Raw genomic sequence first — 13,164 nt, 5'->3', positions numbered from 1 at the left:
TCACGACACGGACTTCAGCCGCTTGCCTTCCGGATCGTGATTGATCGTCGCGGCGATGTCCTTGGTCCAGGCGGAAACGGCCGGCACGCGCGAGCGATCGACGCGATAGGCGAATTTCTTCGCCACATCGACGATCTCGTCGAGCAGGGCTGCTTCCAGGGTGATCGGGGCGAGGCCGAGATCGCGGAACTTTTCGTTCCTGACGATCAGTTCGTTCTCGGCGGCTTCCTTGCGCGGGTTGGGCAGCCAGGCGATCTTGGAGCCGGTCATCCTGGCGATCATCTCGGCGAGGTCGCGCACCCGGTGGGTTTCCGTCATCTGATTGAAGATCTCGACGCGCGCGCCGCGGGCAGGCGGGTTCTCCAGCGCCAGCTCGATGCAGCGGACCGAATCCTGGATGTGGATGAAGGCGCGGGTCTGGCCGCCGGTTCCGTGTACCGTCAGAGGATAACCGATTGCCGCCTGGATGAGGAAGCGATTCAGCACCGTGCCGTAGTCGCCGTCATAGTCGAACCGGTTGATGAGCTGCGCGTGGCGGCGCGTCTGCTCGGTGTGCGTGCCCCAGACGATACCCTGGTGCAGATCGGTGATCCTGAGCCCATCGTTCTTTGCATAGAACTGAAAGAGAAGCTGATCCAGGCACTTGGTCATATGGTAGATCGAGCCCGGATTGGATGGGTAGAGGATCTCCTGGCTGACCGTCTCGCCGCCCGCGGTTTCGATGCCGACGGGCAGATAACCTTCGGGAATGGCGGCGCCGACGGTCGAGTAACCATAGACGCCCATGGTGCCGAGATGGATGAGGTGGGCGTCGAGATTGAGTTCGGTCAGCGCGTTCAGGAGGTTATGCGTGGCGCTGACATTGTTGTTCACAGTGTAGTTCTTGTGGCGGTCGCTCTTCATCGAATAGGGCGCGGCGCGCTGTTCGGCGAAATGGATGACGGCATCGGGGCGGTTTTCGGCAAGCCACTTCTTCAGGAGTTCATAATCCTTGGCGAGATCGATCAGATTGAAGTGGATGCGGCGTCCGGTTTCCGCATGCCAGATGCGGGTGCGCTCCTGGATCGAATCCATCGGCGTCAGCGACTGAACGCCAAGTTCGGTGTCGATCCAGCGGCGCGAGAGATTGTCGAGGATATGGATGTCGTGACCGGCATCGGAAAGGTGGAGCGAGGTGGGCCAACCAATGAAACCGTCTCCGCCCATAACCGCAATCTTCATCGCATCGTCTCCTGATCGGTCGCTTATTATCGGGAATAGTTAGGAATTATGACAATCATTCAACGCTTGCCTGTCGGTAAGCGTTGCGCCAAAGAGGGCACCTCAGTTTGGAGAAAATTATGACGGAACGCCCTTTTTCCATTTCGGGAGAGCTGACGGAGGCCGGACACCGCCTCGTCCAGCGGGTCTATTATGAAGATACGGATTTCTCCGGCCTGGTCTATCACGCCCGCTACCTGCATTTCCTCGAGCGCGGCCGTACCGATTATCTGCGCTGCCTCGGCGTCGAGCAGCGTGAGCTCGTCAGCGCCGACGAGGAGGGGCTGGTTTTTGTCGTTCATCGCATGGAGATCGACTTCAAGAGCCCGGCGCGGATGGACGACGTGCTGACGATCCTGACGCACACGGAAAAGGCCGGCGGCGCCAAGATGGTGCTCAACCAGCAGATTCGCTCGGGCGAGACGCTGCTGATCGTCGCCAAGGTGATTATCGCCGTCATCAACGCCAAGGGACGGCCGAGGCGGCTGCCGGAAACGCTGGCGATCAAATTCCTGGAAGGCAGCAAACCGCTGTAATCCGAATCGCTTGAAATCCGCAGTGACGTGCTTGTCAAAACTTGAGTTTTATGTGAAGGAATTCCCGCGCCGCAGGATGGACGCTCTTTCGGCAGCCGGTCTTTGCTCCGGTCAAGTAATCCATGGAACAAATTCTCCCGAACGCAGGCTTACTGTCACAGTCCGGCACTAACGATCTATTAACCATAATAGTGTCTTACTGGGAAAGTCGGAGTTTGTGCGGTGCACGCCTTCCTTTGACCAAATTTGACGGCAAGAAGGCGGAAGAAGAGCTTGGAAGCTTGACCAGGGCTTTGGGCAGCGGCCGCCAGACACTTCTTGCGAGATCACTTTGTGCCGCCCGGTCCTGCACCGGGCGTTTGGATTCGGGGATTTTGAATCAATGGAACAAGTAGGATTGGCAGCAGCCACGACGGACGTCAGCCTCTGGTCGCTTTTCATGCAGGCCGGCATCGTCGTCAAGCTCGTCATGCTCGGGCTCATCGCAGCCTCGGTATGGACGTGGGCGATCGTCATCGACAAGTATCTGGCTTATGGCCGCGCACGGCGCCAGTTCGACAAGTTCGAGCAGGTTTTCTGGTCGGGCCAGTCGCTGGAAGAACTCTACCGTTCGCTGTCGGAACGCAACAATACGGGTCTGGCGTCGATCTTCGTCGCCGCCATGCGCGAGTGGAAGAAGTCGTTCGAACGCGGCGCCCGCTCGCCGATCGGCCTGCAGATGCGTATCGACCGCGCGATGGACGTGACGCTCGCCCGTGAAACCGAATTTCTCGGCGCCCGCCTCGGATCGCTCGCAACCATCGGTTCGGCCGGTCCGTTCATCGGCCTTTTCGGCACGGTCGTCGGTATCATGACCTCGTTCCAGGCAATTGCCGGGTCGAAGTCCACCAACCTTGCAGTCGTGGCGCCCGGTATCGCCGAAGCGCTTCTTGCAACCGCCATCGGTCTGGTCGCCGCTATCCCGGCCGTTATTGCCTACAACAAGTTCTCCGCCGACGCCGGCAAGCTCTCGGCGCGCATGGAAGGTTTTGCGGACGAATTCTCCGCCATTCTTTCGCGCCAGATCGATGAGAAGTTGCAGCCGCGCCAGGCTGCGCAGTAACCGACGGAGCGACGACCATGGGTATGGCTGTAGGAGGCAATGGCGGAGGTGGCGGACGCCGCCGTCGCGGCGGTCGCAATAGGGCCGTGATTTCCGAAATCAACGTGACGCCGCTCGTCGACGTCATGCTCGTGCTTTTGATCATCTTCATGGTCGCGGCACCGATGATGACCGTCGGCGTGCCAATCGACCTGCCGGAAACGCAGGCCAAGGCGCTGAATTCCGAGACGCAGCCGATCACCATCTCGGTCAAGAACAGCGGCGAAGTCTATCTGCAGGAAACGCCGATCCCGGCCGAGGAAATTGCTGCAAAGCTCGAGGCGATCGCGACCACCGGTTATAACGAACGCATCTTCGTGCGTGGCGATGCGACGGCGCCTTACGGCGTCATCGCCGACGTCATGGCTCGCATCCAGGGGGCCGGATTCAAGAACATCGGCCTCGTGACGCAGCAGAAGAAGGACCAATAGCGCTCAAAATGAAGGCCAGTGTCGTCACATCTGCTGTTCTGCACTGCCTGGTGCTTGCCTGGGCGATGGTGTCGCTCAGCGCCCCGGAATCCTTCAAGGTGGAGGATTTCGAGGCGATGCCGGTCGATCTCGTGCCGGTGGAATCCATTACCCAGATGCAGCAGGGCGACAAGAAGGCTCCGAAGAAGGAGACTTCCGCGCCTGTGCCGACGACGCGGCCGCCGATCGCGCAGCCGGCGGAGAATGCCGGCGACAATAATGCCGATCTGAAGACGCCGCCGGTCCCGAACGCCAAGCCGAGCAATAGCGAAGCCGCCGCGGCGAATTCGAGCGAGAAGCCGCTGCCGCAGGTCGATCCCAAGCCGAACGACGTCAAGGAAGTCAACAAGGAAGAGACCGAGGTCGAGCAGCCGAAGGAAGTCGCTTCCATTCCGCCGCCGAAGCCGGTCGAAGTGACGCCGCCGAAGCCGGAAGAGAAACCGCCGGAAGAGCAGGCCAAGCCTGAAGAGCCGCCGAAGCCGGACGCAGAAGCATTGCCGGACAAGGTGCCGACGCCGGTCGTCAAGCCGCAGGTAAAGCCGCCCGAACCACAGAAGCCGGCCGAAAAGCCGCCGGAGAAGACTCCGGACGAGCCAAAGGCTGCCGAAAAACCGACAGACAAGAAGAAGGCCGACAAGAAGCAGGAAGTGGCGAAATCGGCCTCGTCGATGAAAAGCGATTTCAATGCTGACCAGATTTCAGCCTTGCTGAACAAGACCGATCCCTCTGCCGGCGGCGCCAAGCGTTCGACGCAGGAGGCGTCGCTCGGTGCTAAGAAGAGCAATGGTGGCTCCAAGCTCAGCCAGAGCGAAGAAGATGCGATGCGCGGCCTGATCGAGGGCAACTGGCTTGTCACCCCCGGAATGGAAGGCGTTTCGGGAATGATCATTAAGGTACACATGAGGCTGGACCAGGACGGCAACATCATCGGTCAGCCGGAAGTCGAGTCATCGGGCGGTAGCAGCAGTGATTCTACACGCCGTGCATTGGAAAGCGGCGCCTATAGAGCTGTTATGAAATCAGCCCCCTTCTCGATGCTTCCGAAGGACAAGTACGACGTCTGGAATGAGGTCGTCCTCAACTTTGATCCGAGCGATCTAGGAATCTAGATGCTGACGGAGCTGTCCCATTTCGCGAAGTGTTTTGGAGTATGCGCGATACTGGCTGAGGCCGGTGTTCGCGCAGCTCCTTTTAGGATGCTTCCAAAAGATAAGTACGATGCCTGGAGCGAAGTCGTAGTGAACTTCAAGGCTGACGGTCCGACTCCATAGATGCTGAAAGGCTGTTTGGTATGATTAAGTGTTCTTTTTTTCGCGCCATTCTGATTACAGTCGGCTTGATGACCGCTGCCGTCTTCGCGACGCCAGCCAACGCGTTGGTCACCCTCGATCTCCGAAAGGGTAACGTCCAGCCGCTGCCGATCGCGGTGACAGACTTCCTGCAGGGCGACATGGGCGCGCAGGTTTCGCAGGTGATCGCCGCCGACCTGCAGCGCTCCGGCCTTTTCGCGCCGATCAACAAGAGCGCCTTCATTGAGAAGATCTCCAACCCGGATGCCGCGCCGCGTTTCGAAGACTGGAAAGTCATCAACGCTCAGGCGCTGGTCACCGGTCGCGTCACGCAGGAGGCCGATGGCCGTCTTCGCGCCGAATTCCGTCTCTGGGATCCCTTCGCCGGCCAGCAGATGACCGGGCAGCAATTCTATACGCAGCCGGAGAACTGGCGCCGCGTCGCTCACATCATCGCCGACGCGATCTATAAGCAGATCACCGGTGAGGAAGGTTATTTCGACACCCGCGTCGTCTTCGTCTCCGAATCCGGCACGAAGCAGCAGCGCAAGCGTCAGCTGGCGATCATGGATCAGGACGGTTTCAATATCCGGATGCTGACGGATGGCAGCGATCTCGTGCTGACGCCGCGCTTCTCGCCGAGCCGGCAGGAAGTCACCTACATGTCCTTTGCCAATCAGCAGCCGCGGGTCTATCTGCTGCAGCTCGAAACCGGGCAGCGCGAAGTCGTCGGCAATTTCCCGGGCATGACCTTCTCGCCGCGCTTTTCGCCTGATGGGCAGAAGGTGATCATGAGCCTGCAGCAGGAAGGCAATTCCAACATCTATACGATGGACCTGCGCTCGCGTACGACGACGCGGTTGACCTCGACGGCTGCGATCGACACCTCTCCCTCCTATTCGCCTGACGGCGCGCGTGTCAGCTTCGAAAGCGACCGCGGTGGAAAGCCGCAGATCTATGTGATGAATGCCGACGGCTCGGGCCAGACCCGCATTTCCTTCGGTGACGGCTCCTATTCGACGCCGGTCTGGTCGCCGCGCGGCGATCTGATCGCCTTCACCAAGCAGGCCGGCGGCAAGTTCTCGATCGGCGTGATGAAACCGGACGGTTCGGGCGAACGCATCCTGACGACCGGCTTCCATAACGAGGGCCCGACCTGGGCGCCGAACGGCCGCGTGTTGATGTTCTTCCGCCAGGCGGCAGGCGCGGGCGGTCCGCAGCTCTATTCGATCGATCTGACCGGTTATAACGAGCAGCTTGTGAAGACACCGAGCTACGGTTCCGACCCGGCATGGTCGCCGCTTCTGGAGTAGCAGGCGCAGCAATGCCTTCATGTCGCCCCAAAGTCATGAAAACCGGGCGACTAAGGGACAAATCAGTAAATTGTTAACCATAAACTTTGAGGGGCGGTTAACCGAGTGCGGTTACTGTCCGGAAACCCTGAAATCGCAAGGAGACCCGGCCATGAGCCGAATTCACACCCCGGCAATGAGCCGCATGCAGAATTTCGCCCGCAACCCCGTCATGATCGCGCTTGTCGCCGGTCTCGCGCTTGCAAGCTGCGCAAAGAAGAACGGCGGCATGCCGAACAGCGCCGGTGATATAGGCCTTGGCGCCGGTGCAGCAACGCCGGGCTCGGCCCAGGACTTCACGGTCAATGTCGGCGACCGCATCTTCTTCGATACCGACTCCTCGTCGATCCGCGCTGATGCCTCCCAAACGCTCGACCGTCAGGCTCAGTGGCTCGCTCGCTATCCGAACTACCAGATCACTGTCGAAGGCCACGCCGACGAACGCGGCACCCGCGAATACAACCTGGCGCTCGGCGCCCGCCGTGCTTCCGCCGCCAAGGACTACCTCGCTTCACGCGGCGTTCCCGCACAGCGCATGAAGACGATTTCCTACGGTAAGGAACGTCCGGTCGCCGTCTGCGACGATATTTCCTGCTGGTCGCAGAACCGCCGCGCAGTCACCGTACTCGGCGGCGCCGGCTCGTAATCTCCAGGCAATGCGCGGTTTTTTCAAAGGCGGTCCCGCGGGGCCGCCTTTTCTTTTTGACCACACTTTGGCCAGACTCCGTTGCTTTTTGACAGCAATTGGAAAAATCTCCTGTTCGTGCCATCGAGGCGCGAAGAATCACTGGGACAGGACGATACATATGAAGAAACTTGTCGTGGCAGGCATGCTGTGCCTCGCGGCTGTGACCGGGAGCGAAAGGGCGGCCTATTCCGCTTCGTTCTTTGGGCTGCATCTCGGCGGGCGGCCGGCGGAAAATCAGTCGGCGCCGCCTGTTGTCAAGGTGCAGAGCGGCGATGCGGAGGTCCGTGTACAGCAACTCGAAGACCAGATGCGGCAGCTGAACGGCCGGATCGAGGAGATGAGCTTTCAGCTTCTCCAGATGCAGGAGACGATCCGCAAGCAACAGGAAGACAATGAATTCCGCTTCCAGCAGCTCGAAAAGACAGGCACCGGCGGCGGTGCGGCCAAGGCACCCGTCAAGAAAAGCGAAACCGATCCCGCTCCGGCAGCCTCCGGCAGCGACGACATCGCCAAGGTGATCCAAGCACCACAGGGAGCCGAAACGGCTCCCTCCACCAAGGTGCCGGACAATAACGGCCTCGGCCAGCCGCCGAAGGAGCTCGGCTCGATCGAATTCGACAAAAATGGCAATCCGATCGGTGGGTCGGTCGACGACAATGCCACAATCGGCTCCGGGCCGATTCCCGATGCCAATAGCGGAACGCCGCAACAGACCGCGTCGCTCGGCGGCGAGGCCGATCAGTACAAATCCGCCTATGGTCATGTGCTTTCCGGCGACTACGGCACGGCCGAGCAGGAATTCACGCAGTACATCACCCGTTACCCGAGCAGCGCGCGGGCGGCGGACGCCAATTTCTGGCTCGGCGAAGCGCTCTATTCGCAGGGCAAGTACAATGAGGCGGCAAAGACCTTCCTCAATGCGCATCAGAAATACAGCACATCGGAAAAGGCGCCGGAAATGCTCTTAAAGCTCGGCATGTCGCTTGCTGCCCTCGACAATACCGAGACGGCCTGCGCGACGCTGCGCGAAGTCTCGAAGCGTTATCCGAAGGCCTCACGCGCCGTCATAACCAAGGTTGCGAGCGAACAGAAACGCCTCGCCTGCTAGGCCTGCCGGCATGTGCGCCGAAGGCACGTCATCGCCTCGACTGGCGATCCGCCAGTTTCTCCTCTCGCTCCAGAGCCCAGCGCGCATTCTTGTCGCGGTATCGGGCGGCAGCGATTCCATCGGCCTGCTTCTTCTCCTCGACGAAGCCGTGAAGGCCGCACCCCACCTCAAGATTTCCCTTTGCGCCGCAACCGTCGACCACGCGCTGCGCGCCGGCTCTGCAGACGAGGCGCGTCAAGTTGCTGCCCTCTGCGCATCGCTCGGCATTCCCCATACAGTGGCGATCTGGCAGGGCGACAAACCGAAAACCGGCATCATGGCGGCGGCCCGCGAGGCCCGCTACGGCCTTTTGGCCGAGGCAGCGGAAGCGCTCGGCGCTGATCTCATCGTCACCGGCCATACGTCCGACGACCAGCATGAAACGTTGCAGATGCGCAGGATGCGAACGGAGCAGGTTTCATCAGGTATTGCCGATGCGGTCCACTTCGATCGCCGCGTCTGGATATTGCGACCGCTTCTGTTTTCTACCCGAGCAGATATCCGCACCTTCCTGGAAGAGCGCGGCGTACCGTGGATCGACGACCCGAGCAACGAGGATGCGAAGTACGAGCGCGTGCGCATGCGCCGACAGCTTTCCGCCGACCTTGCGGCAGGGATGGATGTTCGCCCGACCTGGGAAGAGCGGCTGGCTCTTTCGTCCCGGGGGGGCGAATGGCTGGATCGGCATTTCCGGCTTCACGGCGGCCTGCTTGGGCACGTGATGCCTGAAGGCCTGAGTGAGGATCGCGCACTCGTCGATTATGCACTCGGCCGTCTGGCGGCTGTCTTCGGCGGGCAGCCGTTTGCGCCGGGGAGGGCGCAGATGGAGCGCGTTCTTGCTTTCGCCGCCGGCGGTGAACCCGGGCGAATGACCGCCGGGGGGGTGGTGTTCGATCTGCGGCGTGATGGGCTTTACCTGGTGCGGGAAAGCCGGGGGATATTGCCTCTGGTATTGCAGCCAGGAGAGGCTGGGGTTTGGGATGGCAGGTTCGAGGTTGCGAACGACCTGCCATTCGACGTGAAGATAGAGGCGGCGGGCATGACGGCGCAACCTCGTTCCTCCCTCATTCCTGTGCTTGTCACAGGAATCCAGCCACCGCGCGTCGGCGCGGTGATTGATTCAACGATGCGTGATGCGTCTCCCGCGCCCAAGGACTTGGGCGCACTGGATTCCTGTGACGAGCACAGGAATGAGGGAGTAGGCGGGGGCCTTCCCAAGGCAGCATGGAAGCGCGCCATCGCTTCGGCGCCGGCTTTATTCGCCGGAGGAGCCCCTTTATCCGAGGAATCCGTCCGCATGGTCGAGCTGACGCCTTATTTCGCGCCCTTCGACCGCTTTTTGACACGATTTGATTTCATCTTTGCCAACAGGCTTTCGGCTGTTTTCGCAACGGCGCCCTATGCGGGGCTGCCTTTAAGAAGTATTGACGGAAAAACCATCTGACCTGGGGGATCGCCTTGGCAACAGCGCGGCGCAACCCTATGTTAGAGAAGAATAAGACGGTCGCCATGAGGCGGCTGTTCCAGTGCTGGGGAGTTCGATGAACCCTAACTTACGTAATTTCGCCTTGTGGGCGATCATAGCGCTTCTGCTGATCGCCCTTTTCAGTATGTTCCAGACGGCGCCGGCGCAGACAGGCTCCCGTGAAATCCCCTATTCGCAGTTTCTGCGTGAGGTCGATGCGGGCCGTGTGAAGGAAGTCGTGGTCACGGGCAACCGTGTCTCCGGAAGCTATGTTGAAAATGGCACCACCTTCCAGACCTATTCGCCTGTCATCGACGACAGCCTGCTCGATCGCCTGCAGCAGAAGAATGTCCTGGTTTCCGCTCGTCCTGAAACGGACGGGTCTTCGGGTTTTTTGAGCTATCTCGGCACGCTGTTGCCGATGCTTCTGATTCTCGGCGTCTGGCTGTTCTTCATGCGGCAGATGCAGGGTGGCTCGCGTGGCGCGATGGGCTTCGGCAAATCCAAGGCCAAGCTGCTCACCGAAGCGCATGGCCGCGTGACCTTTGATGACGTCGCCGGCGTCGACGAGGCCAAGCAGGATCTCGAGGAAATCGTCGAATTCCTGCGTGACCCGCAGAAGTTCCAGCGTCTCGGCGGCAAGATTCCGCGCGGCGTGCTGCTCGTCGGTCCTCCGGGCACCGGCAAGACGCTGCTTGCCCGGTCGGTCGCCGGTGAGGCCAACGTGCCCTTCTTCACCATTTCAGGTTCCGACTTCGTCGAGATGTTCGTCGGCGTCGGCGCAAGCCGTGTGCGCGACATGTTCGAGCAGGCGAAGAAGAATGCGCCCTGCATCATCTTCATCGACGAAATCGACGCCGTCGGTCGCCATCGCGGCGCCGGTCTCGGCGGTGGCAATGACGAACGCGAGCAGACTCTGAACCAGTTGCTGGTCGAGATGGACGGCTTCGAAGCCAATGAGGGCGTGATCTTGATCGCAGCCACCAACCGTCCCGACGTTCTCGACCCTGCGCTGCTGCGTCCCGGCCGTTTCGACCGCCAGGTCGTGGTGCCGAACCCCGACATCGTCGGCCGCGAGCGCATCCTCAAGGTGCATGCCCGCAACGTTCCGCTGGCGCCGAATGTCGATCTCAAGGTTCTCGCCCGTGGCACGCCCGGTTTTTCCGGCGCCGACCTGATGAACCTCGTCAACGAAGCCGCCCTGATGGCCGCCCGCCGCAACAAGCGCGTCGTCACCATGCAGGAATTCGAGGACGCCAAGGACAAGATCATGATGGGCGCCGAGCGCCGTTCCTCGGCCATGACCGAGGCGGAAAAGAAGCTCACCGCCTACCATGAGGCCGGCCATGCGATTACCGCGCTCAACGTCGCCGTTGCCGATCCGCTGCACAAGGCGACGATCATTCCGCGCGGCCGTGCACTCGGCATGGTCATGCAGCTTCCCGAGGGCGACCGTTACTCGATGAGCTACAAGTGGATGGTTTCGCGCCTCTGCATCATGATGGGCGGCCGTGTTGCCGAAGAACTCACCTTCGGCAAGGAGAACATCACCTCGGGCGCTTCCTCCGACATCGAGCAGGCGACCAAGCTTGCCCGGGCCATGGTCACGCAGTGGGGCTTCTCCGATCAGCTCGGTCAGGTCGCTTACGGCGAGAACCAGCAGGAAGTCTTCCTTGGCCACTCGGTGTCGCAGTCGAAGAACGTTTCGGAAGCGACCGCGCAGAAGATCGACAACGAAGTGCGTCGCCTGATCGACGAGGCCTATACGCAGGCCCGCACGATCCTGACGGAGAAGCACGACGAATTCGTCGCCCTTGCCGAAGGTCTGCTTGAATACGAGACCCTGACCGGCGAAGAGATCAAGGCGCTGATCCGCGGCGAAAAGCCCTCCCGCGATCTCGGCGATGATTCGCCGCCAAGCCGCGGCTCGGCTGTTCCGAAGGCCGGCGCACGGCCCGCCACCAAGGGCGACGAGCCCGAAGGCGGCCTCGAACCACAGCCGCATTGAACGGCGCCAACCAACTCGAACAAGGCCGGATTTCCAAAGCGGGAGATCCGGCCTTTTTCATTGGTAACGGGATATAATCATTTTTCTTGCTAATTTACGTGCCGATCGCCGCATTTTGTGGCATTCCGCTGAATTGAGGCAAGCATGAATCACGCTTCTGGATTGGCGACATTCCATGGAAGCCAGATCGCTTGGAACAATGCGCGGCCTTGAATGGCGCGCGAAAAGCGCAGGAGTGCAGATGAAAAGACGCTATTTCGGGACCGACGGCATTCGCGGCCAATCCAACGTCTTCCCGATGACGCCGGATCTCGCCATGCGGGTCGGCATTGCCGCCGGCACGATTTTCCGCCGCGGCAACCACCGCCACCGCGTCGTCATCGGCAAGGATACCCGTCTTTCCGGCTATATGCTGGAGAATGCCATGGTCGCGGGCTTCACGGCCGCCGGCCTCGACGCCTTCATTCTCGGCCCGATCCCGACGCCTGCCGTCGCCATGCTGACGCGCTCACTGCGCTGCGATATCGGCGTGATGATCTCCGCTTCGCACAATCCTTACGAGGATAACGGCATCAAGCTCTTCGGCCCCGACGGTTACAAGCTTTCCGACGACATCGAGGCCGAGATCGAGGACCTGCTCGAAAAAGACCTGAACCAACAGCTCGCCAAATCCGACGATATCGGCCGCGCCAAGCGCGTCGATGGCGTGCATGACCGTTATATCGAACATGCCAAGCGCACGCTGCCGCGCGACGTGACATTGCAGGGTCTGAGGATTGCGATCGACTGCGCCAATGGCGCTGCCTACAAGGTGGCGCCTGCCGTGCTCTGGGAGCTCGGTGCTGACGTCGTCACCATCGGCAACGAGCCGAACGGCACCAACATCAATCTCAATTGCGGCTCCACCAGCCCCGTCGCGCTGCAGAAGAAGGTCGACGAAGTGCGCGCCGATATCGGCATCGCCCTCGATGGCGACGCAGACCGCGTCATCATCGTCGACGAGAACGGTTCGATCGTCGATGGCGACCAGCTGATGGCCGTCATTGCCGAGAGCTGGGCCGAAAGCCAGCAGCTGCGGGGCAACGGGATCGTCGCGACCGTCATGTCCAATCTCGGCCTGGAGCGTTTCCTCCAAGGGCGCGGCATGGGCCTTGCCCGCACGAAAGTCGGCGACCGCTACGTCGTCGAGCACATGCGCCAGCACAATTACAATGTCGGCGGCGAACAGTCCGGCCATATCGTGCTCTCGGATTACGGCACGACCGGCGACGGGCTTGTTGCCGCGCTACAGATCCTTGCCGCGGTCAAGCGCACCGGCCGCACCGTCAGCGAGGTCTGCCGCCGCTTCGAGCCGGTCCCGCAGCTCCTGCGCAATGTCCGTATCAGCGGCGGCAAGCCGCTGGAGGATATCCAGGTGCAGAAGGCGATCGCCGATGCCGAAGCCGAACTCGCCAGGAACGGCCGCCTCGTCATTCGACCATCGGGCACCGAGCCGCTGATCCGCGTCATGGCCGAAGGCGACGACCGCTCCCAGATCGAGCGCATCGTCAACGAGCTGATCGGCACGATCTCGAACGTCCGCACCGCCGCCTGAGCCCTGTGATGGCAGATTATCGAAAGCCGGTGCGCAAGCGCCGGCTTTTTTATTGCGCCTGCTGGCCGCCGCGATCTTCTGCCGGGCTCAGAGCCTTTGTTGCAGGCCGCTGAGATGCCTAGGCGTCAAGGTAAATAATCGTGGTTAAGCAGGTTTTAACGTTTCCAATCCATTATCCATCCAAAGCGTACCAGATTGGCAGCGACTGAACCTG

At 60.9% G+C, this 13,164-nt stretch carries 11 protein-coding genes; 10 read left to right on the top strand and 1 reads right to left on the bottom strand.

Annotation, left to right across the window (positions count from 1 at the left end):
- A complete protein-coding gene (locus EFB14_RS15980) occupies nt 1–1,221 on the bottom strand; it encodes an NAD-dependent epimerase/dehydratase family protein (protein WP_126826899.1) in 1,221 nt (406 codons plus the stop codon).
- A gap of 119 nt (nt 1,222–1,340) precedes the next feature.
- On the opposite strand from EFB14_RS15980, the gene ybgC reads away from it, so the two are divergent.
- The 10 genes from ybgC to glmM all read left to right on the top strand — a co-directional run bounded on the left by ybgC (nt 1,341) and on the right by glmM (nt 12,950).
- Nucleotides 1,341–1,796, top strand: a complete 456-nt coding sequence (ybgC, locus tag EFB14_RS15975) for a tol-pal system-associated acyl-CoA thioesterase (protein WP_126826896.1) — start codon at nt 1,341–1,343, stop codon at nt 1,794–1,796.
- A 382-nt stretch (nt 1,797–2,178) separates the two neighbouring features.
- Entirely contained in the window at nt 2,179–2,898 is a 720-nt protein-coding gene (gene tolQ / locus EFB14_RS15970) for a protein TolQ (protein WP_125847137.1), read from the top strand.
- 17 nt (nt 2,899–2,915) lie between these two features.
- Nucleotides 2,916–3,368, top strand: a complete 453-nt coding sequence (tolR, locus tag EFB14_RS15965; RefSeq protein WP_125847139.1) for a protein TolR — start codon at nt 2,916–2,918, stop codon at nt 3,366–3,368.
- 8 nt (nt 3,369–3,376) lie between these two features.
- Entirely contained in the window at nt 3,377–4,516 is a 1,140-nt protein-coding gene (locus tag EFB14_RS15960; RefSeq protein ID WP_126826894.1) for a hypothetical protein, read from the top strand.
- A gap of 182 nt (nt 4,517–4,698) precedes the next feature.
- Complete coding sequence (tolB, locus tag EFB14_RS15955) at nt 4,699–6,009, top strand: Tol-Pal system beta propeller repeat protein TolB (RefSeq protein WP_126826891.1); 1,311 nt, start codon at nt 4,699–4,701, stop codon at nt 6,007–6,009.
- Nucleotides 6,010–6,160: 151 nt separating this feature from the next.
- Entirely contained in the window at nt 6,161–6,694 is a 534-nt protein-coding gene (gene pal, locus EFB14_RS15950; RefSeq protein ID WP_126826888.1) for a peptidoglycan-associated lipoprotein Pal, read from the top strand.
- A gap of 160 nt (nt 6,695–6,854) precedes the next feature.
- A complete protein-coding gene (gene ybgF / locus EFB14_RS15945; protein WP_126826885.1) occupies nt 6,855–7,844 on the top strand; it encodes a tol-pal system protein YbgF in 990 nt (329 codons plus the stop codon).
- A 10-nt stretch (nt 7,845–7,854) separates the two neighbouring features.
- The gene (gene tilS, locus EFB14_RS15940) at nt 7,855–9,327 is read left to right on the top strand and encodes a tRNA lysidine(34) synthetase TilS (protein WP_126826883.1); all 1,473 of its coding nucleotides are present in this window, start codon (nt 7,855–7,857) and stop codon (nt 9,325–9,327) included.
- A gap of 97 nt (nt 9,328–9,424) precedes the next feature.
- Complete coding sequence (ftsH, locus tag EFB14_RS15935; RefSeq protein WP_125847151.1) at nt 9,425–11,356, top strand: ATP-dependent zinc metalloprotease FtsH; 1,932 nt, start codon at nt 9,425–9,427, stop codon at nt 11,354–11,356.
- Nucleotides 11,357–11,597: 241 nt separating this feature from the next.
- Nucleotides 11,598–12,950: a phosphoglucosamine mutase gene (gene glmM / locus EFB14_RS15930; protein ID WP_126826880.1), complete on the top strand. Its 1,353-nt coding sequence runs from the start codon at nt 11,598–11,600 to the stop codon at nt 12,948–12,950.
- Nucleotides 12,951–13,164: the final 214 nt, after the last annotated feature.

Source organism: Rhizobium fabae (assembly GCF_003985135.1).
In the GTDB taxonomy this organism is placed as follows: domain Bacteria; phylum Pseudomonadota; class Alphaproteobacteria; order Rhizobiales; family Rhizobiaceae; genus Rhizobium; species Rhizobium pisi.
Note: the sequence above shows the minus strand (reverse complement) of the source record. Positions and strands in the feature narration are given on the sequence as shown.